The sequence below is a fragment of the Streptomyces sp. NPDC027189 genome, assembly GCF_055566975.1.
Genome location: NZ_JBVHRI010000012.1, coordinates 46,696 through 66,888, shown reverse-complemented (window position 1 = coordinate 66,888; position 20,193 = coordinate 46,696). Strand labels below are relative to the sequence as shown.

The 20,193-nt window shown below is 71.2% G+C and carries 19 protein-coding genes; 7 read left to right on the top strand and 12 right to left on the bottom strand.

Annotated elements, in window-relative coordinates; translation table 11 throughout:
• Window positions 1–150: 150 nt before the first annotated feature.
• The 7 genes from ACZ4RZ_RS27035 to ACZ4RZ_RS27005 form a co-directional block, all read right to left on the bottom strand.
• Window positions 151–2,721, bottom strand: coding sequence for a polynucleotide kinase-phosphatase (locus tag ACZ4RZ_RS27035; RefSeq protein WP_467748347.1), 2,571 nt, complete (start codon window positions 2,719–2,721; stop codon window positions 151–153).
• Complete coding sequence (locus ACZ4RZ_RS27030) at window positions 2,718–4,199, bottom strand: 3' terminal RNA ribose 2'-O-methyltransferase Hen1 (RefSeq protein ID WP_467748345.1); 1,482 nt, start codon at window positions 4,197–4,199, stop codon at window positions 2,718–2,720. The genes ACZ4RZ_RS27035 and ACZ4RZ_RS27030 overlap by 4 nt, the downstream gene beginning before the upstream one ends.
• Window positions 4,190–5,080, bottom strand: coding sequence for an amidohydrolase family protein (locus ACZ4RZ_RS27025; protein WP_467748626.1), 891 nt, complete (start codon window positions 5,078–5,080; stop codon window positions 4,190–4,192). Before ACZ4RZ_RS27025 ends, ACZ4RZ_RS27030 begins: the two co-directional genes overlap by 10 nt.
• A gap of 64 nt (window positions 5,081–5,144) precedes the next feature.
• Window positions 5,145–5,411, bottom strand: coding sequence for a metal-sensitive transcriptional regulator (locus ACZ4RZ_RS27020; RefSeq protein ID WP_467748625.1), 267 nt, complete (start codon window positions 5,409–5,411; stop codon window positions 5,145–5,147).
• A gap of 108 nt (window positions 5,412–5,519) precedes the next feature.
• Window positions 5,520–7,697, bottom strand: a complete 2,178-nt coding sequence (locus ACZ4RZ_RS27015; protein WP_467748344.1) for an MMPL family transporter — start codon at window positions 7,695–7,697, stop codon at window positions 5,520–5,522.
• 115 nt (window positions 7,698–7,812) lie between these two features.
• Window positions 7,813–8,175, bottom strand: coding sequence for a rhodanese-like domain-containing protein (locus ACZ4RZ_RS27010; RefSeq protein ID WP_467748342.1), 363 nt, complete (start codon window positions 8,173–8,175; stop codon window positions 7,813–7,815).
• A gap of 236 nt (window positions 8,176–8,411) precedes the next feature.
• On the bottom strand, window positions 8,412–9,398 hold the full coding sequence (locus ACZ4RZ_RS27005; protein ID WP_467748340.1) for an alpha/beta fold hydrolase: 987 nt from the start codon (window positions 9,396–9,398) through the stop codon (window positions 8,412–8,414).
• A 185-nt stretch (window positions 9,399–9,583) separates the two neighbouring features.
• Here ACZ4RZ_RS27005 and ACZ4RZ_RS27000 point away from each other — a divergent pair, with 185 nt between their 5' ends.
• Together ACZ4RZ_RS27000 and ACZ4RZ_RS26995 are read left to right on the top strand one after the other, a co-directional pair.
• The gene (locus ACZ4RZ_RS27000) at window positions 9,584–10,060 is read left to right on the top strand and encodes a DUF5990 family protein (RefSeq protein WP_467748339.1); all 477 of its coding nucleotides are present in this window, start codon (window positions 9,584–9,586) and stop codon (window positions 10,058–10,060) included.
• Window positions 10,061–10,157: 97 nt separating this feature from the next.
• On the top strand, window positions 10,158–11,081 hold the full coding sequence (locus ACZ4RZ_RS26995; protein WP_467748337.1) for an LLM class F420-dependent oxidoreductase: 924 nt from the start codon (window positions 10,158–10,160) through the stop codon (window positions 11,079–11,081).
• A 90-nt stretch (window positions 11,082–11,171) separates the two neighbouring features.
• On the opposite strand, the gene ACZ4RZ_RS26990 is transcribed toward ACZ4RZ_RS26995, so the two are convergent.
• The 4 genes from ACZ4RZ_RS26990 to ACZ4RZ_RS26975 all read right to left on the bottom strand — a co-directional run bounded on the left by ACZ4RZ_RS26990 (window position 11,172) and on the right by ACZ4RZ_RS26975 (window position 13,858).
• Complete coding sequence (locus ACZ4RZ_RS26990; RefSeq protein WP_467748623.1) at window positions 11,172–11,651, bottom strand: DUF6099 family protein; 480 nt, start codon at window positions 11,649–11,651, stop codon at window positions 11,172–11,174.
• Between the two features lie 203 nt (window positions 11,652–11,854).
• A complete protein-coding gene (locus tag ACZ4RZ_RS26985; RefSeq protein ID WP_467748336.1) occupies window positions 11,855–12,187 on the bottom strand; it encodes a nucleotide pyrophosphohydrolase in 333 nt (110 codons plus the stop codon).
• Window positions 12,188–12,189: 2 nt separating this feature from the next.
• Window positions 12,190–13,341 (bottom strand): AAA family ATPase, encoded by a 1,152-nt coding sequence (locus tag ACZ4RZ_RS26980; RefSeq protein WP_467748335.1) that lies wholly within the window; start codon window positions 13,339–13,341, stop codon window positions 12,190–12,192.
• 127 nt (window positions 13,342–13,468) lie between these two features.
• Window positions 13,469–13,858, bottom strand: coding sequence for a cell division protein SepF (locus ACZ4RZ_RS26975; protein WP_467748333.1), 390 nt, complete (start codon window positions 13,856–13,858; stop codon window positions 13,469–13,471).
• 227 nt (window positions 13,859–14,085) lie between these two features.
• Here ACZ4RZ_RS26975 and ACZ4RZ_RS26970 point away from each other — a divergent pair, with 227 nt between their 5' ends.
• The 3 genes from ACZ4RZ_RS26970 (at window position 14,086) to ACZ4RZ_RS26960 (ending at window position 17,207) form a co-directional block, all read left to right on the top strand.
• Complete coding sequence (locus ACZ4RZ_RS26970) at window positions 14,086–14,505, top strand: TOBE domain-containing protein (protein WP_467748331.1); 420 nt, start codon at window positions 14,086–14,088, stop codon at window positions 14,503–14,505.
• Between the two features lie 97 nt (window positions 14,506–14,602).
• On the top strand, window positions 14,603–16,345 hold the full coding sequence (locus tag ACZ4RZ_RS26965) for a hypothetical protein (RefSeq protein ID WP_467748329.1): 1,743 nt from the start codon (window positions 14,603–14,605) through the stop codon (window positions 16,343–16,345).
• Between the two features lie 91 nt (window positions 16,346–16,436).
• The gene (locus ACZ4RZ_RS26960) at window positions 16,437–17,207 is read left to right on the top strand and encodes an SDR family NAD(P)-dependent oxidoreductase (RefSeq protein ID WP_467748327.1); all 771 of its coding nucleotides are present in this window, start codon (window positions 16,437–16,439) and stop codon (window positions 17,205–17,207) included.
• 280 nt (window positions 17,208–17,487) lie between these two features.
• Here the strand turns inward: ACZ4RZ_RS26960 and ACZ4RZ_RS26955 are convergent, their stop codons facing one another.
• Window positions 17,488–18,003 carry a MarR family winged helix-turn-helix transcriptional regulator gene (locus ACZ4RZ_RS26955; RefSeq protein ID WP_467748326.1) on the bottom strand — a complete coding sequence of 172 codons (516 nt, stop codon included), beginning with the start codon at window positions 18,001–18,003 and terminating at the stop codon, window positions 17,488–17,490.
• A 410-nt stretch (window positions 18,004–18,413) separates the two neighbouring features.
• On the opposite strand from ACZ4RZ_RS26955, the gene ACZ4RZ_RS26950 reads away from it, so the two are divergent.
• Complete coding sequence (locus ACZ4RZ_RS26950) at window positions 18,414–19,397, top strand: SGNH/GDSL hydrolase family protein (protein WP_467748325.1); 984 nt, start codon at window positions 18,414–18,416, stop codon at window positions 19,395–19,397.
• Complete coding sequence (locus ACZ4RZ_RS26945) at window positions 19,394–20,158, top strand: SDR family NAD(P)-dependent oxidoreductase (RefSeq protein ID WP_467748324.1); 765 nt, start codon at window positions 19,394–19,396, stop codon at window positions 20,156–20,158. Before ACZ4RZ_RS26950 ends, ACZ4RZ_RS26945 begins: the two co-directional genes overlap by 4 nt.
• The last annotated feature ends 35 nt before the right edge of the window (window positions 20,159–20,193 follow it).

The window sequence follows — 20,193 nt, the reverse complement described above, 5'->3', positions numbered from 1 at the left end:
CGCAGTTCCCCGCGCTCCTGAAAGGGGCGCGGGGAACTGCGCAGTCTTTCAGCGGGGGTCTGGGGGCGGCAGCCCCCAGGGACGATGGGGGTCCCCCCGCTCGAGCGAAGCCGAGAGTGGGGGAGGGCAGGGGCGGAGGGGGCGAGAACCTCACAGCCTCGGGTCCACCGGCTCCGACTCCAGCGCCAGTACCCCGAACACGGCCTCGTGCACCCGCCACAACGGCTCGCCCTCCGCGAGCCGGTCGAGGGCTTCGAGCCCCAGCGCGTACTCCCGGATCGCGAGCGACCGCTTGTGGTTCAGGAACCGTCCCCGCAGCCGCGCGAGGTTCTCGGGACGCGTGTACTCCGGACCGTAGATGATCCGCAGGTACTCACGCCCCCGGCACTTGATGCCGGGCTGCACAAGCCGCCCCTGCGCACCGCGCACCACCGCATCGACCGGCTTGACGACCATGCCCTCGCCCCCGCGGTCCGTCATCTCCAGCCACCAGTCGACGCCGGCCCGCACCGACTCCGGGTCTCCGGTGTCGACGAAGAGCCGTCGGGTGGTCTGCAGCAGACCGCTCCCGTCGTGCTCCACGAGCCGGTCGATCAGCGCGAGCTGCTCGTCGTGCGGCAGGGCGGCGAGGCTCCGGCCCTGGACGGCGAGGATCTGGAAGGGTGCCAGTCGGACACCGTCGAGGCCCTGGGTGGTCCAGCAGTAGCGCCGGTAGGCGTCCGTGAACGCCTTGGCGTCCGCGGCGCGTTCACGCTGCCGCGCCAGCAGGTCCCGTACGTCGACCCCGCGCTCCGCGGCCCCTTCGAGCGCGGCCAGCGCTCCCGGGAACGCGGCTCCGGACGCGGCGCCGACCGCCGCGTACTGACTGCGCAGCAGCCCGGACGCCTTCAGCGACCACGGCAGCAACTCGGCGTCGAGCAGCAGCCAGTCCGTCTCGAGTTCCTTCCAGAGCCCCGCCTCGGTCGCGGCGGCCCGCACCCGGCCGAGGATCTCCTCGGTGACGGCGGCGTCGTCGAAGAAGGGACGGCCGGTGCGGGTGTAGAGCGACCCCGTGGGACCGTCCACACCGAAGCGCTCGCGCGCCACTCCCGCGTCCCGGCAGACCAGCGCCACCGCCCGCGAGCCCATGTGCTTCTCCTCGCACACGACCCGGGCGACCCCGTCCTCCTTGTACTGCGCGAAGGCTTCGGCGGGGTGCTCCAGGAAATGTTCATCAGCGGCTCCGCCGCGGGCCTCGATGTGCGAGGTCGCGGTCGGTGCCATGGTCGGCGGCAGGTACGGCAGCAGCCGTGGGTCCACCGCGAAGCGGCTCATGACCTCCAGGGCCGCCGCCGCGTTCTCCTCGCGGACCGACACGCGTCCGGCGTGCCGCGTCTCGACGACCCGTCGTCCGTGCACATCCGCGAGGTCGAGCGGACGGCCCTCGTGGCCGCCGGGCGCCTCGGAGGCGAGCGGCCGCGTGGGCTCGTACCAGACCTGCTCGGCCGGTACGTCGACGAGTTCGCGCTCCGGCCAGCGCAGCGCGGTGAGCTTGCCGCCGAAGACGGCACCCGTGTCGAGGCAGATGGTGTTGTTCAGCCAGGTGGCCGTCGGGACCGGGGTGTGACCGTAGACGACGGCCGCGCGGCCCCGGTACTCCTCCGCCCACGGATAGCGCACCGGCAGTCCGAACTCGTCCGTCTCACCGGTCGTGTCGCCGTACAGCGCGTGCGAGCGCACCCGGCCGGAGGTCCGCCCGTGGTACTTCTCGGGCAGGCCGGCATGGCAGACGACGAGCTTGCCCCCGTCGAGCACGTAGTGACTGACGAGTCCCTCCAGGAACTCCCGCACCTGCTTCCTGAACTCCTCGCTCTCCCCCTCCATCTGCTCGATCGTCTCGGCGAGGCCGTGCGTGTGCTGGACCTTGCGGCCCTTGAGGTAACGCCCGTACTTGTTCTCGTGGTTGCCGGGCACGCACAGGGCGCTGCCCGAGCCGACCATGGACATCACCCGGCGCAGTACGCCCGGGGTGTCCGGGCCGCGGTCGACGAGGTCGCCGACGAAGACGGCCGTACGGCCCTGCGGGTGCGTCCCGTCGACGTAACCGAGCTTGCCGAGCAGGCTCTCCAGTTCCGAGGCGCAGCCGTGGATGTCGCCGATGATGTCGAAGGGTCCGGTGAGGTGGGTCAGGTCGTTGAACCGCTTCTCGGTGCTGACCTCGGCGCTCTCGATCTCCTCCACACCACGCAGGACGTGCACCTTTCTGAACCCCTCGCGCTCCAAGTGACGCAGCGAGCGACGGAGTTCGCGGATGTGGCGCTGGATGACGCGGCGCGGCATGTCGGCGCGGTCGGTACGGGCGGCGTTGCGCTCGGCGCACACCTCCTCCGGCACGTCCAGCACGATCGCGATGGGCAACACGTCGTACTTCTTGGCGAGTTCGATCAGCTGGCGGCGGCTCTCCTGCTGGACGTTGGTGGCGTCCACGACCGTTCGCCGGCCCGCCGCGAGCCGCTTGCCCGCGATGTAGTGCAGTATGTCGAAGGCGTCACCGCTGGCGCTCTGGTCGTTCTCGTCGTCGGCGACCAGGCCGCGGCAGAAGTCGGACGAGATCACCTCGGTCTGCTTGAAGTGCTTGCGGGCGAAGGTGGACTTGCCCGAGCCGGACGCGCCGATCAGCACCACGAGGGAAAGGTCGGTCACGGGCAGGGTGCGCGCCCTGGCGTGCGTCTCGTTCGTCATGCGGCCTTCTCCTCCTTCGGGGCGGTGAGCGTGAATGTGGCCATCTGCGTGGGCGGGCCCACTTCGGGGTCGTCAGGTCCGACGGGCGTGAACTCCACGTCGTACCCGTGTCGCTCGGCGACCGTCCGCGCCCAGGTCCGGAACTCCTCCCGCGTCCATTCGAAGCGGTGGTCGCCGTGCCGGGAGTGTCCGGCCGGGAGGGTCTCCCAGCGGACGTTGTACTCGACGTTCGGCGTCGTCACGAGGACCGTCCTCGGGCGTGCGGAGCCGAACACCGCGTACTCCAGGGCGGGCAGCCGGGGCAGGTCGAGGTGCTCGACGACCTCGCTGAGCACGGCGGCGTCGTACCCCTTGAGGCGTTTGTCGGTGTAGGCGAGCGAGCCCTGCAAGAGCTGTACGCGCGATGCCTGCCGCTCGCCCATGCGGTCCAGCTTGAGCCGCCGCGAGGCGATGGTGAGCGCACGCATCGACACGTCGACGCCGACGATCTCGGTGAACCGCGTGTCCTTGAGCAGCGCCTGCACCAACTGGCCCTGTCCACAGCCGAGATCGAGGACGCGGCCCGCGCCCGACGCGTGCAGCGCGGCGAGGATCGCGTCCCGGCGCTGCACGGCGAGCGGCACCGGCTTCTCTGAGTCCTCTTCGTCATCGAATGCAGCCGTCTCTTCGCCGACCGCGTTGTCGATCTCCTCGACCTCGGTGTCGTCGGCCTCGGCCAGCCGTACGAGCTCCAGCCGCTCCATCGCCTCACGGGTCAGCGACCAGCGGCGCGAAAGATACCGGCTGGTGATCAGCTTCTGCTCCGGGTGGTCCGGCAGCCAGCCCTCACCGGCCCGCAGCAGCTTGTCGACCTCGTCGGACGACACCCAGTAGTGCTTGGCGTCGTCGAGCACCGGGAGCAGCACGTAGAGGTGGCGCAGGGCCTCGGCGAGCGTCAGCCGCGTCGCTTCCAGTTCCAGACGGACGTAGCGGGAGTCGCCCCATTCGGGGAACTGCTCGTCCAGCGCCACGGCCTCGACCGTCACCGTCCATCCGAGCGGCTCGAACAGCGCCCGTACGAGGTCGGCGCCGCCGCGGGCGGGCAGCGCGGGCACCTCGATCCGCAGCGGCCTGGTCTGCTCCGGCAGTTCGGGCTTCGCGGTGCACTGGCCCTTCATCGCGCTGGAGAACACAGCGCTCAGCGCCACGGCGAGCAAGGAGGAGGCCGCGTACGGGCGGTCGTTGACGTACTGGGCGAGCGCGGCGTCGGGCGCCCCGCCACGGCCCTTGCCCTTGCCACGCCGGACCAGCGCCACCGCGTCGACCTCGAGCAGCAGCGCGGCCGTGCACCGCTCGACGGACGCCTCCGGGTAGAGGACGTGCGCCGTGCCGTAGGAGGTCGAGAACGCCTGCCCCTTGTCGGGATGCTTGTGCAGCAGAAAGCCGAGGTCGGTCGCGGGGCGCTCTGGGGTACCGGTGGTACTGATCGTCAGGAACACAGTGGGTCTGCCTCGAAACGTCTGCTGAGCTGCGGATACTTGGCGTGCGGCAAAGCCGTGCACATCGCGTGCACACACGCCGGGATCCGGTGCATCGCAGCTGGGGGAGAACGCGCCCGGGTGATCACTGCTCCAGGCGCTTCCTCGCCCTCGTAGCGGTGCGTACGCCGCGCTGCGGTCAGCCCCCCGCGCGGCGCCCCTTGTTCGGCGCGCCTGCCCAACGTACAGCGAACACCCTGGGCATACTCAGGCATTTTTCCACCGCGGCTCTCGCTCGCCTCAGTCGGTGCCGGGTTGGACGAGCTTGAAGAAGAGGCGGGCGGCGGCCCGCTGCGCGGCCCGGCGCAGGCGAATCGGGGCCGGGCGGGCCGGAGTCGGCACGGGGTGCCGGCCAGGCGGGGAAAGAGGGCTTCGGCGTTGGTGCGGTTGATGGCCCGAAGGGTGCCGGGGTCGACTCCGGTGTCGAGGCCGTTCGCGAAGTACTGGCCGGCCGGGGTGGGGGCGAAGGGCCAGTCGCTGCCGAACAGGATGTGCCCGGGGCAGGTGAAGGCGAGCAGGGTGGGCAGGGCGGCGGGGCTGGAGGACAGCGCGGTGTCGAAGTAGAAGCCGCGGAAGTCTTCCAGCACCTCCAGGGGGCTCCGGCCGGTGTCGCTCGCGATGGCGACGGCCATGCGATGGGAGGCGTAGGGGACGAAGCCCCCCGCGTGGCTGAGGATGAACCGGATGTTCGGGTACGTGCGCACCACGCCGTTGCGTACGAGGAGGTAGGCGGCCCGGGTGGTGTCGAGGAGGAAGTCGGCCGCGAAGGGCGGGATGTTCTCGACGGCGGGCGCCGGAAGGTCGGCCGGGTGGACGAAGACGACGGCGCCGTGCTCGTCCAGGCATCGCCACAGTGCGTCCTGGCCAGGGCCCCGCTTCCGACATCCGGCCGAGGGGCGTCGACTCTCAGGCGAGGGCGAGGAAGAGCTTCTCGAGTTCCGCTTCGGTCATGGGGGGCGTGTCCTTGTCGGCGGCCGCCATGCACTGGCGCATACCGCTGGCGACGATCTTGAAGCCGGCCCGGTCCAGGGCCCGGGAGACGGCGGCGAGTTGGGTGACGACGTCCTTGCAGTCGCGGCCGGCCTCGATCATGGCGATGACGCCGGCGAGCTGCCCCTGGGCGCGGCGCAGGCGGTTGAGGATGGCGGTGCTGGCTTCCTCATCGACGGGCATGGCCATGAGCGGGTCCTCCTGGTGGGTTCTTCCTTGCGCCATGGTACCCCCTGGGGTATCGGTGCCCCCGAGCGGAGCCCGAGGCCACCGATCACGGGGGGGGGTGGGTCAGTCGTGCGAGAACTTGATGTCGGGCAGCACCTTGTGCAGCCACGCGGGGCTCCACCAAGCGGCGCGTCCGGTCAGCCGGAGCAGGACGGGCAGCAGCACGAGTCGTACGAGGACGGCGTCGAGGAGCACCGCCAGACCGAGGATGATGCCCATCTCCTTGGGCGGCAGCGGCCCCGACAGCGCGAAGGTGAAGAAGACGGCGACCATGACGGCCGCCGCGGCGAAGATGACGCGCCCGGAGTGGGCCAGCGCGCCCACCATGGCCTTGCGCGGGTCGCCCGTCTGCTCGTACTGCTCCTTGGCGGAGGACAGCAGGAAGACGGTGTAGTCCATGGCGATCGCGAAGATCATGGCGAAGAAGAAGACCGGCCCCCAGCCGTCCATGAACCCCTGCGGGGTGAAGCCGAGCAGGCTCGCACCGTGGCCCTCCTGGAAGATCAGCCGGGCCGCACCGAAGGCGGCCCCCGTGGCCAGCAGGTTGGTGACGGTGCCGAGCAGCGCGACCAGTGGGGCCTGGAGCGCGAAGAGCAGCAGCAGGAACCCCAGGGCGAGGATGGTGCCGATGACGATCGGGGTCTTCTCGTCCAGGACACTCTGCAGGTCGAGGTTCTCCACGGCGGCGCCGCCGACCAGCGCCCGGTCCGGCAGGTCGGCGCGGAGTTGGTCGACGGTGGCGGAGAGGGCGGCGTCCGAGGGGTCCACCGTGGGGACCGCCTGGATGAGCGTGAGTCCGGAGCCGTCGGCCGCGTTCGTGGCAGGCATCACGGCGGCGATCCCGGAATTGCCCTTGAGCACGGCGGTGGTCGCTTCGGCCGCGGCCGCGGGGGTGATGATCTGCAGCGTGCCGGCGGCGCCGTCGCCGAACGCCTTCTGTACGGCGGTGTAGCCGGTGTGCGAGGAGGAGTCGTCCGGTACGACGTCGATGGACGGCATCGCGACCTTCAGGCCGACGATCGGCACGGCCAGCGCCACGAGCACGACCAGGGCGGGGATGCCGTAGCGCAGTGGATGCGCCCACAGTCGCTCACCCCAGGAGCCGAAGCGCGGTGACCCGCCGACGGGTTCGGTCTTGCCGCGACGCCAGGGCAGGGCACCGGAGTTGACCTTGGTGCCGAGCTTACCGAGGACGGCGGGCAGCAGGGTGAGGGTGGCGGCCAGGACGAAGGCGACGGCGAGCATGATGCCCAGCGCCATGGTCCGGAAGGCGGGCGAGGGCACGAGCAGTACGACACCGAGGCTGGCCACGACGGTGACCCCGGAGAGCAGGACGGCCTTGCCCGCGGTGTCCATGGTCTCGCCCACCGCCCGCCGGGCATCGCCGTGCCGGGCGAGGGCGGCCCGGAAACGTACGACGAGGAACAGCGCATAGTCGATGCCCAGCGCGAGGGCGAACATCATCGCGAAGTTCATCGCCCAGATCGACACGGGCGTGACGTGATCGAGCAGGACGAGGGTCCCGGCGGAGGCGGCGAGCCCCGCCACGGTGAGCAGAAGCGGGAGTCCGGCGGCGACCAGGGTGCCGAAGGCCAGCACGAGAATGCCGAGCGTGACCGGCCAGGACAGCATTTCGGACTTCATCATCGCGTCGTGGCTGGCGGTGTTGAAGTCGCTCCACATCATGGACGAACCCGTGGCGCTCACCTGGATGCCGTCGGTCGACAGGGCGGTCAGCGGGTCCTTGAGGGCTTCGGCGGCCTTGACCATCTCGTTGGTGCCGGAGGCCGCGCCGCCCAGGATGATCGCTGTCCTGCCGTCGCGGCTGATGGTGGATCCGGGCTGCGGGGCGACGACTTCGGAGATGTCCGGGTCGGCCTTCAGCAGCGCGGTCGCCTCGCCGATGACATCCTGCACGGCCGAATCGGCGACCGGCCGATCGGCCTTGACGACGACTTGCAGGGCGGCGGAGGAATTGCCGCCGAAGTGCTTCTGCGCGAGTTCGCGTACGGCGACGGATTCCGAGCCGTCGGCCTGCCAGCCCGCCCCCGCCAGCGCGGAGGTCGCCGAGGGGGCGAGCGCACCGAGCCCCGCGACCAGGGCCAGCCAGATCACCGCGACCAGCCGCAGATGGGCGGCGGACCACAGCCCCAGACGGCCGAGAAGGCCGGGCGGGGAGCCGCCAGGAGCGGCGGGTTCCGCGGCCGCGGGCGGGGTGACGACCCTGCCGGTGCTGGTCATGGGGGACTCCTTCATGCATGTGCGCTATACCCCTGGGGGTATAAATGAGGTCAGACGAAAGGGATACCCCCACCCGTATGCGTGGGGGTGCGCGGAAGTCAGGGCGGGTGCGGCGTCAGGCGACGGTGCCGGGCCTGCCGCGCCCGTCGACCACCGGCAGCCCGGCCTGCCGCCAGGCATTCATTCCGCCGTTGACGTCGACGACGTCCACTCCCCGCCCGGCCAGCGCCTTGGCCGCCTGGCGCGAACGGCGCCCACCGCGACAGATCGCCACGACCGGCCTGCCCTGCGCCGCGCTCGGCAGCGAGGCCCCGGCCAGCAAGCTGCCCAGCGGCAGATGGACGGCAGCCGGAGCATGCCCGGCCTGCCACTCCGACCTCTCTCGCACATCGAGCAGGACCGCGTCACTCGCACTCGTGCGGGCATGGGCCTCGGCGGGGGTCAGACGGCCGGGGCCGCCGCGCAGGAAACCGAACATCGCACATCACTCCACTACTTGGGCCGGAAAACAGCGAGGAAGAGGGAGAGCGACATACCGGCACTCTCCTCTTCGCCTCAGATACCAGGGGGGGTATCCACCCGCCGGAGCAGCGTATACCCCCACCCGTATTCCGCCAAGCCGAGCCGACCCCGTGGCCGGGAGCGCGACGACAAAGCCCCAGGCCTCCGGAGACGGAGGCCTGAGGCCAGGAACGGAAGAACGGGAAGGAGCCCTCAGGACGGCAAGGACGCGAGCCAGTCGGTCAGCAGCCGGTTGATCTCCGCCGGACGCTCCTGTTGGATCCAGTGGCCGCAGCCGTCGAGGACGTGGGAGGAGACCAGGCCGGGCAGGGTGGTGGGATAGGCCTTGATCGCGTCGGCCATCCACGTGGTGGAGGCGTCCAGGCCGCCGCCGATGAAGAGGGACGGCTGGGTGAGGGGGGCGCCGTCGAAGTCGGCGAGATCCTCCCAGTCCCGGTCCATGTTCCGGTAGCGGTTGAGCGGCCCGGTCATACCGGTCCGCTCGAACTCCTCGGCGTAGACGTCGAGATCCTTCTCACCGAGCCAGGCGGGCAACGGGCCGGCGGGGAACCGGTCGCGCAGCATCCCGCCCCGGCCGACGAAGTGCGGGTCGGGTGCGCCGGGTTGGGGCATGGTGTCGGCGGAGAGGGCGGCGTAGAAACCCGCGAGCCAGCCGCGCACATCGGGCTCGATCTCGGCCTCGGCGCGGCCGGGCTCCTGGAAGTAGGAGACGTAGAACTCGTCTCCCCCGCCCCCGCTCATCCGCGCGAAGACCTCGCTGGGCCGCGGTCCGCCGGGCGGGGCGTAGGGCACGCTGAGCAGCCCCACGGCGCGGAAGACGTCCGGTCGGACCAGGGCCGAGTGGGCCGCGATGGCCGCTCCCCAGTCGTGCCCGACGATCACGGCCCGCCGCTCGCCGAGGGTCCGCACCACCGCCGCGTTGTCCTCGACCAGTTCGAGCATGCGGTACGCGTCCGTGGCATCGGGCTTGGACGAACGGCCGTAGCCGCGCACGTCGACGGCGACCGCGCGGTACCCGGCCGCGGCCAGTACCGGCAGCTGATGGCGCCAGGAGTACCAGGACTCCGGGAACCCGTGCACGAGCAGCACCAGCGGCCCCGTGCCCTGCTCCACGAGGTGGATCCGGCCCGCGGGCGCGGCGACCAGCCGGTGGGTGACGTCCGCGGTCTGCTGCGACATGAATCCTCCACGGTTCGCTGACTTGTCCTGGCTGAGATCGATTCCCGATCCTGTGGCACGCGCGCGGTCCTCGCGAGGCTTGTTGCCGATTCGGCAAAACGACTCCATGGTGAAGGGCCCGCGTAAGAGGACAGGTGAACTGCCCGCGTACGACGACGCCGCCCGCCCCGGGGATGATGGCCGGTATGCGCATCCGTATCGACGCCGTCGACCTGCCCGGACTCACCTGCCCTGCCCCCGCCGACGGCAACGTCCCCGCGTACGACAACATCCATGTCGCCGTCCAACGCCGCGACCGTCCGGCCGAACTCCTCGAACCACAGCCGGGCGACGCCCCGTCCGCGACCTGGACCCTGGAGTGCACCGCGACCGTCTCGCCGACCGGCACCGATGTGAAGGGCCCCTATGTGCAGCACCGTCTGGGCCGCCGGTTCATCTACCTCTCGTGGGGCACGGTCGACGAGTCCGGCACCTTCACGATGTTCCGTCGCGCCAAGCTCATGCTCGACTCCGTCCCCGCCGAGGTGCTCGCCACGGCGGCACGCGAGGGCCTGCTGGTCGGACGCCTCGGCCTGACCGACGCGTGCGGCAACCCCCTCTGCGCGCGGGTCGAGCCCCCTCGGATCACCTGGACCGCCGAGCCTGCCCAGCCCGCCGCCTAGGGTGCCTCGCGTTCCCCGACCCGAAGTCGGTCCACGGTTGCGGAGGTGCCAGCGGTTCACGGCGGGGCGGCAGTTGTGACCGGTGCATGATGGATGCATGGATCTTCGTGTCTTCACAGAACCGCAGCAAGGCGCCACCTACGAGACGCTGCTCCGCGTCGCCAAGGCCGCAGAAGACCTCAACTACGGAGCCTTTTTCCGCTCGGACCATTACTTGCACATGGGATCCGTCAGCGGCCTCCCCGGGCCCACCGACGCATGGATCACACTTGCCGGCCTCGCCCGTGAGACGAGCCGCATCCACCTCGGCACCCTGATGACCGCCGGGACCTTCCGGCTGCCCGGCGTCCTCGCGATCCAGGTCGCGCAGGTCGACCAGATGTCGGGCGGGCGCGTGGAGCTCGGTCTCGGGTCCGGCTGGTACGAGGCCGAGCACGAGGCGTACGGCATTCCGTTCCCGAAGGAGAAGTTCGGCCGGCTGGAGGAACAGCTCGCCGTCGTCACCGGTCTCTGGGCCACACCGGTCGGCGAGCGGTTCACCTTCGAGGGGAAGTACTACCAGCTCAAGGACTCTCCCGCGCTGCCGAAGCCCGCGCAGTCGAAGGTGCCCGTCATCATCGGCGGACATGGAGCCAAGCGGACCCCGGCGCTCGCGGCGCGGTACGCCGACGAGTTCAACATCCCCTTCGCATCCATCGCGGACACGGAGCAGCAGTTCGCCCGGGTGCGCGCGGCGGCCGAGCAGGCCGGGCGCAAGGGGGACGAGCTGGTGTACTCCAACGCGCTCGTCGCCTGTGTCGGGAAGACCGACGGCGAGGTGAAGCGTCGGGCCGATGCCATTGGCCGTGACGTCGAGGAGCTCAAGGCGAACGGGCTCGCGGGCTCGCCCGCGGAAGTCGTCGAGCGGATCGCTCAGTACGAGGCCGTTGGATCGCAGCGGATGTATCTCCAGATGCTGGACCTCGACGACCTGGATCACCTGGAGTTGATCGCGACCGAGGTAATGTCCCGGCTCGGGTAGCGGCCCGAGCGCCCGGTCAACTCCTTCGTCCGTGCGGGTGGGTGGGGGCTCGTCGCGCAGTCCCCCGCGCCCCTTACGGGGCGGGAACAGCTACCCCGCTGCCGAATCCCGCTCCACCACCCTCTTCTCGTCCCGCACCGCCAGGCGTCTCAGCATCTCCAGTACCCGGTCACGGGATTCGTCCGCCGCGTCGATGGCCTCCATGCACTGCCAGTACGTCCCCTCGTCGTCCGCCGCGCAGGCGATCCCGACGAGGGCGATGCCGACCTCGCCGAGGAGACCGCCGAGGCAGAGCAGTGCCTCGCGGGCGTCGCCCAACTCGGTGAGCTGGGCGGCGCGTAAGGCACCCACTCCGAGGGCGGGAGTGTCGAGGACTCCGCAACCCCGGCCCGCCAGCTCGGTCAGCCCGAGGGCCTCGCCCCGCAGTTCAGGAGGTCCGGAGACGGCGAAGCGGCTGCCTATCGCCTGGGCCAGGGACTGTGCCTGCCACGCTTCCGCCATCACCTCCGGGGTGTCACCGCTCTCCGCCAGGGCACGCCTGCTCGCCACGATGAGCCGCACCGCCTCCATGGGCTGCCCCCGTCTTTCCCGACGCGCTCGTCGCACGTCCGCCCGAACTCCCTTGTCCACTACCCAGAGTGAAGCTCGATAGGACGAAAAGCCAGAGGAAGCCCGAAATCTGTGGACACGGACTTGGGTGTGGACAACTCGCTGACTCCATAGAGTGACGAACTTGCTCGCTCCTCCCTCCGTGGCAGTCCCCTTACGCCCCCTCACGACCCCTCCGGCGCCGGAAACCTCCGCTCGTTCCGGTCGATCTTCGCGTCGAGCGCGGCGAGCGGGTCGATGCCGAGCACCTCGCACAGCTGGAGCAGATACGCCAGGACGTCCGCGACCTCGTCGGTGACGCGGTGGGCGGTGTCCGCGTCGTCCATGACCCGGGCCGACTCCTCCGGCGTCAACCACTGGAAGATCTCGACCAGTTCGGAGGCCTCCACGCTCAGCGCGGCGACCAGGTTCTTGGGGGTGTGGTACGGCTGCCAGTTCCGCGCGGCCGCGAACTCGGCCAGTCTGCGCTGCAGCTTCGCTACGTCCAGTTCTGTCACGGCTAAAGGTCTACCACCGTGACCCCGGCCACCCCGCAGGCCCAAGAGGCGTCGCTCACCGCCCCCACCAGCCGGATGTGCCCGCGCTCGCACATCCGCGCCGCCAGCCGCACCAGCTCGCCCGCCTGCCGGGCGTCCAGGCAGCGGTCGAAGCCGTCGGCCAGGACCGTCAGCGACTGGAGCGCGGCGGGGACCTCTCCCGCCTGGTCGACCTCCAGCACTCCGGGCCCGGTGAGCAGTACCAGGGCCAGCGCGAGATACCGCAACTCGCCGTCGCCGAGCAGCCCGAGGTGCGTACGCACGCCGTCGCCGCGGTCGAGGAGCGCGCGCACCCTGCCGTCGCCGAGCGGCTCGGCCAGTACGTCCGCGACCGTGCCCGCGCATCCGGCCCGTACCGCGGCGACCAGGTGCGCGTAGCGGTGGCCACACTCCGATCTTGTGCGCCAGAGCACTTCGGCCAGGTTGTCGCAGCCCCGCAGCAGGCGGCCCGAGCCGACCGGGGCGGGTGCGCGCATGTGGCGCGGGCCCGGGTCGCAGGCGTAGACGGAGCGCAGTGCGAGGACCATCTGCTCGGCGGCGGCGAGGACTTGGCGTTCGCCGTCCGTGCGGCCCGCGACCCGCAGGGGCAGGAGGGCGGTGCCGAGGCGGTCGTCGGGGAGCGGGCCGCGGGTCACCGCGGACGCGCCCGCCGTGTGCCAGGCCGCCTGCACGACCGGGCGGCCCGGGTCGCGCAGCGCCGTCTCCAGCAGGGTCTGCCCGTTCGCCGTCAACCGCTCGCCCACGATGCGCAGTTCGGGCTCGGCCTGGACGGCGACGTCGAGCCGCACGGGGCCCTCGGGACCGTCGACCGTGCAGCCGATACGGAAGCCCCGTCGGTGCTGGGCGTCGGGCCGGGCCCGTTCCGGCACACAGGTGACCGGGTCCGGGAACACCTCGCCGAGCTCGGCGCCGCTGCCGAGCCGTGCCAGGGCCTCGTACGCCCGCAGGGCGGCGGTCTTGCCGCTGCCGCTCGGGCCGGTGACGAGGGTGAGCGGTCCGAGCGGGAACCGGACGCGGCGGTGTGTGGCGAAGGCGGCGAGCCGCAGCTCGGTGACGCCCGGGCGGTCGGGGCGCGCCTCCGCCGCCGCGGGGGCCTCCGGGGATGACAGGGTCATATCCGGACGGTAGGCCTCCGCCGTCAGGCGAACCGTTCCACCCAGGAGATCTTCCTACGATCGAGGGACCGCGCCGCCCGCGCCCGGGTCCGGAACCCGTCGTACCGTCGCCGACTCGGCCACGAGGTCAGACCCCGGGAACGCCCGCCCCCTCCATCAGCCCCCGCACCTCGGTCCCCGGCGGCGTCAGCAGGAACACGTTCCGGTCGACCCGGTGCATGCCGCTCGCCAGTCCGAAGACCACACCCGTGCTGAAGTCCAGGACCCGCTTGGCGACCTCGGTCTCCGCGCCGGTCAGGTCGAGCAGCACGGGGATGCCCGCCATCAGTGTCTCGGCGACGTCGCGGGCGTCCGCGAACACATTGACCCGCAGGACCACGAAACGGCGGCGGGCCTCGGTCGGGGCCTCGGGTATCGACCGGTGATCGACCGCCGACGGCCACGCGTCCCGGCCCCGCAACGGAACGACCTGGGCGAGCCCCTCCCACTGTTCGTCGGTGACGTCGTGGCTGTTCACTGGAGCTCCCACCCGTCGCCCGCCGCCATCCTTGAACGAGGCGCACCGCGCCACACCTCTTGCTGCCGGCTCGCACTCGTTGTCTGCACCGGGCAATTCTTACGCATGGTCACCCGTTCGGCCCAACAGCGACACGGTCCGCGACGCGGTCGCCGGAGCGCCAATTGCGGCAAACTGCACATAGCTCACCAAACTCACCACCCCTCACCGCAATCGAGGCCTCCCCCATGAGCCTGAGCATCCGCAACCAGCTCCCCGGTACCGTCAGCTCCGTCACTCCGGGCGAGGTGATGGCGACGGTGAAGGTCCGTCTCGACGGCGGCCAGGAGATCACCGCGGCCGTCACCCGGGAGGCCGTACAGGACCTGGGGCTGACCACCGGATCCACCGTGCGCGCCCTGGTCAAGTCGACGGAGGTGTCCCTGGCCACCGGCCCGGTGGACGGGGTGAGCATCCGCAACCAGCTGCCGGGCACGGTCACCGGCGTCACCACCGGCGGAGCCATGGCCCGCGTCGAGGTCGAGGTCGCGGGCGGCGAGCTGACCTCCGCCATCACCAAGGACGCGGCCCTGGAGCTCGGTCTGGCCGCCGGTTCCCAGGTCGTGGCACTCATCAAGTCCACCGAGGTGTCCCTGTCCAACGCGTGAGACGTGGGATGGACGATCGCGCTTCTTACCTGCCTCACACCGGACTCTTCACGTCCGGCCGCGCGCCGCTCACCTGCAGGAATTAGCGTCTGGAGCCGTGTACTTGGCAGAAATCAGGCTGTCGCCCACCGGTCGGCAAGCCCCCTCGAAGGCCTCGCCCGACGGGGCGCCCGCGCAGTGGCACCCGGACGAGGCGCCCGCCCAGTGGCACCGTGTCCTGACCCTGCTCGCCGACATCAGCCTCTTCATCGGCATGCGCCCCTTGTGGGCGCAGGCCGCGAGCCACCGTCTCGTCGTGGCCGCGATCGTCTCGCTCTGCTACGCCTCGATCCTCGTGACAGGCGTCCTGACCCTGGTCGTACGCAAGGGCCGTTCGCTGGCCCGGCTCGACCTGTGCGTCCTGGTGACCGCAGTGACGCTCGCCGTGTGCGGGTACGCCATGAACCACGGTGGCAGTGACGAGTCGATCCTCACCACGCAGGCCGCCCACGAGTTCCTCGCCGGGCACCAGGTCTACGGGCGGCCGTGGCCCTGGCTCTTCGGTCACGGCGTCGCCCTCACCGCGACGATGAACGGCGGCTACGACTACACGTACGGCTATCCGCCGCTGCCCCTGATGCTCACCGCGCCGCTGCTCTGGATCGGCCACGGCCCGGCCGCGGCGGTCATGGTCAGCACCGGGGCGCTGATCCTGGGCGCGATCGTGATGTGGCGGATGCTGCCGGTGCAGTGGCGTTCCGCGGCCACCCTGGTCTGCCTCGGCTTCGGTCTGCTGCCCGCGTACGCCCGGCTCGGCTACCCGGCGATCGTGGCCTGCGCCCTGCTCATCCCGGTGGTGACGGGCTGGCCGCGGATGGGCGGCGGCGGCCGCGGCGACTGGGTGCGGGCGGTGTGCCTGGGCGCGGCCTGCGCGGCCCAGCAACTGCCCTGGTTCCTCACGCCGTTCCTGCTGGCCGGGGTCTACGCGCTGCGCCGCGGTGAGCTGGGCCCGCGCGCCGCCGCGGCCGCAGTGGGCCGGATTGTCGGCGTGGCCGCCACGACCTGGCTGCTGATCAACGCGTACTTCATCGTGAGCGAGCCCCGCTCATGGATGTCCGGCATCGCACTCCCGCTCACCCAGAAGGCGAACATCCACGGCCAGGGCCTGGTCGGCCTCGCGCTCTACTTCACCGACGGCAGCGACCGGCTGGCCTGGTACTCCCACGCGAGCCTGCTGCTGGCCGTGGGGCTGCTGGGCCTCTTCGTCCTGTTCGTTCGGCGGCTGGGGCCGGCGGCGACGGTGCTGCCCTGGTGCGCGTTCTATGTGGCGACGCGCTCGCAGGACGGCTACTACCTGCTGATGACTCCGCTGTGGCTGGCCGCGGCCGTCACCGCCCCCTGGCAGTCGTTCACCACCGCGTGGCAGCCCCGCCCCGCCTTCCTGCGCGGCCGGCACAGGCGGGGGACCCGGGCGGCCGCGGCCGCGCTCCTGCTGGCCCCGACCGCGGCGGCGGTGACCCTGGCGGTCACGGGGTCACCGCCCCTTCGTATGGACGTCGTCGGCGCCCGCCGCGCCACCGGAGCCGTCACCGAACTCACCGTCCGTGTCACCAATCTCGGGGGCGCGGCCCTGGCCCCCCACTTCACTCTGACCACGGGCCAGGGCATGAGCCGCTACTGGTCCATCGCGGCCGGCCCCGCCACACTCCCGGGCCATGGCTCGGCCAGCTACCGACTCCTGCCGCCCGACGGCAGGTTCACCCTCCCGAAAGCCGGCACCCGGATCCGCGTGCGGGCCGTCTCGGCGACACCGATGACCCTGTCGAGCGCGGACGTCCAGCTGTCGGCACTCAGTCCCTGACCGCGCGGTGGGCGAGCCGCGGGCAGGGGTACATGCTGGAGTACCCCATCGCACGGCTGTCGCCAACTCCCAGGGATTGTGAGGCACTTCGATGGCTGACTTCTCCGGCAGGGCAGGGGCCGCGTTCGTCGCCGGTGGCACGGGCGGCATCGGCGCGGCGATCGTGCGGATGCTGGCCGAGCGGGGCAGCGACGTGGCGTTCACCTATCGCGCCCATCAGGCCGCGGCCGACTCGCTCGCCGGTGAAGTCAAGGAGTACGGGCGTCAAGTCCTGACTCTGCGGCTCGACCTGAGCGACGAACAGGCCACGGCGGCGGCCGTGGCCGAGGCCGACTCGACGTTCGGCGCCATCCACACCCTTGTGTACGCGGCGGGCCCCCATGTGCCGATGGTGCATCTGAGCAAGGTCACACCGAGCCAGTACCGTGCCCAACTCGACGCGGACGCCGGGGCGTTCTTCAACCTGGTCCATCCCGCGCTGTCCCGGCTGCGGGAGAGCCGGGGCAGCATCGTCGCCGTCACCACCGTGGCCACCCGACGCTTCCCGGTCCGCGACGGGCTCTCGTCGGGCACGAAGGGGGCGGTCGAGGCGGTCGCGCGAGCGCTGGCCGCGGAGGAAGGGCGGTACGGGGTCCGCGTGAACTGCGTCGGCCCCGGCATGCTGACCGACGGCATCGCCGCGCGCCTGATCAGCTCCGGGGAGTTGGACGAGGCCGCGCTGGACATCACCCGGCGCAACATCCCGCTGCGCCGCTTCGGCGACGCGACGGACATCGCCGAAGCGGTCGTGTTCCTGGCCTCGGACCGCGCGGGCTTCATCACCGGGCAGGCGCTGGGAGTCGATGGGGGCTACAGCGTTTGACTGTTCGAGGGGGCGGGCGTCGCCGACGCACGCTACGCGTACGACGTCACGGGACAGCACATCGAGCGCCGCGCGAGGAGAGCTGCCGGTTCAGCCTCGGCGGCATCTCGGGCGTCCCGGCCACGGCGGGCCGGTCGGCCGTCCGTCATTCCAACTCCTCGGGGGCCGGGCGGAGTTCTCCCGCGACCCGCCCGCCCGTCATCCCGCGGCCCGGCCGGGCCGGCTCCTCGGTGGGGCTCCGGAGCGGGATGCGCCTGCGCACACTCCCGCCTTCGCGCGGTCAGGCGCGTGACTGCCGGGCGGCCTCGAACGCGGCATCGTCGTCCTCAGCGGAGTAGAAGTCGTCGACCATCCGGTGGAACAGGGTGGCGAGCCGGCGCAGTTCCTCCGGGGACCATGCCTTCAGGGCGACCTGCATGCCCCGGCAGCTGGCCTCGCGCACGCGGTTGATCACCTCCTGGCCGCTCGGGGTGATCTGAATGCGCTGCGCCCGGCGGTCGTCCGGGTCCGGGACACGGGTCACGTAACCGGACTTCTGCAGTTGCTGCACCTGCCGGGTGACGTGCGACGCCTCCACGGCCAGCAGATTCGCCAGCTCTCCCGGACGCATCGGCTCGGAGTCGGCGATCTGCCGCAGCAGCGCGACGCCGGCACGGTCCAGGGACACTCCGGCCAGGGCCATCAGACGGTCGTGCTGCCGGACCCGACCGGTCAGATAGGAGATGCGGTTGAGAGCGCCCTCGATCTCCGCGATGTCGGTCGAGGACGGGGCGTCTGTCGGCGGTGTGGTGGGCATGCGTCCAGCTTAGCAGCTACTTGCCTGACTCAAGTAAATTAAGATTTAGTTTGCTTGACTCAAGTAACTCTCACATGCTTGCCTAACTCAAGCAAGCCATTGGATCGGGGCCACCCAGAGCGGACGTGGCCCCCTGGCGCCGAACCCGTGGGGACGGGGAGCGGCGCAGTCCCGGGCCCGGCGGCCGGACACCCCCGTACGCCGCCGGGTCCGAGGACACCGGCCGACCACGCCTCTCCCCTCTTCACCGGGGCCGACGTCGGCTCAAGCGCCCGTGTTACTGCTCATCGGCCCTCCGTACGCCGATCACCGGCCTGGTGTCCACCGCCAAGTGGGGCTACCCGCACACCACTTGGCACTGCACGAACACCCCGCACGGGACCACCGGAGACAGAAGGCAGGACACTGCGATGGGAACCTACACACGAGCAGGACTGGCCGGCGTGGGCGTCACGTTCGGCGTGCTGCTCCTCGCCGTCGGCGTCGCGCACGACGGCGGGAACGACCGGAACGACAGGGCACCCGCCGCCGCGCCGCTGAAAGGCCCATACGTCGCACTCGGCGACTCCTACACCGCGGGACCGGGGATCCCCGCCCGGACCGGCAAGCCCACAGGCTGCGACCGCTCCGACCACAACTACCCCGCCCTGGTCGCCCGCGAGCTGAAGATCAAGGCGGCCGACTTCCGCGACGTGAGCTGCAGCGGCGCCACCATCGCCGACCTGTCCGCGGCGCAGACCACCGACAACGGCTTCAACCCGGCCCAGCTGTCGGCCCTCTCGGCCTCGACCCGGCTGGTCACCCTCGGCATCGGCGGCAACGACATCGGTTTCGGCTCGCTGGTCAAGAACTGCGTCAAGCAGGGCGCCCTCTACGTCGCTACCGGCAGCGGCAAGTACACCGGGAACGACGCGCCCTGCCGGCGTACGTACGTCTCCGGCGGCAGCGACGAGGTACGGCGGAAGATCCAGGCGGCGGGAGTGCGCCTGGCCGTCACGCTGCGCGAGGTCGGGCAGCGGGCCCCGAAGGCCCGGGTGTACGTCGTGGGATACCCGTCGATCCTGCCGGACAAGGGCGACGGCTGCGACGACGACATGACCCTCGCACCCGACGACGCGACGTTCCTCAACGACAAGGAGCAGCAGCTCAACAGCGTGCTGCGGCAGCGGGCGGAAGCCGCCGGGGCCGGATACGTCGACACGTACACCCCCTCCGCGGGGCGCGACGCCTGCTCGGCGGGCGGGACCCGCTGGGTGGAACCCCTGCTCCCGGCGACCCAGGCCGCCCCCGTCCACCCCAACGAGCGCGGTGAGCGCGGCATGGCCGACGCCGTGCTCCACACGCTCAAGGGCTCGTGGACCCAACCCACCGAGACAGGAAGAGGTACGCCATGAGCAGCACAGGTCTTGAAGGGCGCGGCGTCGTCGTCACCGGAGCCGGATCGGGCATCGGCCGGGCCGCCGCCCTGAAGTTCGCCGAGGAGGGCGCGAAGGTCCTGGTCGCCGATCTGAACGAGGACGCCGCCGAGCAGGTCGTCAAGACGATCGAGTACGCGGGGGGCGTCGCCCGCGCGGTCGTCGGCGACGTCAGTGAACCGCGGGTGGTGGACGAGGTCGTCGCCACGGCCGTGGACACCTTCGGCGGCCTGGACGTGCTGGTGAACAACGCCAGCGTCATGGACCACATGTCGGCCCTCGGCGACACCAGCGACGCCGAGTGGGAGCGCGTTCTACGCGTCAATCTGACCGCGCCCTTCCTGCTCACCCGTGCCGCGCTGCCGCACATGCTGGCGGCGGGCGGCGGCTCGATCGTGTTCACCGCGTCCGAGGCGAGCCTGCGGGGCAGCGCGGCCGGTGCCGCGTACACCGCTTCCAAGCACGGCATCGTGGGCCTGACGAAGTCCCTCGCCGTGATGTACCGGAGCCAGGGGATCCGTACCAACGCCGTCGCGCCCGGGCCCACGGCGACCAACATCCAGGTCGATCCCCGACCGAGGGCGCATGGCCCCGGCCTCATCGGCCCCTACATCGGCCTCTCCGGCAAGGTCGCCGAAGCCGAGGAACCGGCCGCCGCCATCGTCTTCCTCGCTTCCGACGCCGCCAGCAACATCAACGGCGCCGTCCTGCCCGTCGACTTCGGCTGGGCAGCCGTCTGACCACCCGTCAAGAACAGCACCCCTTCACGAGAAAC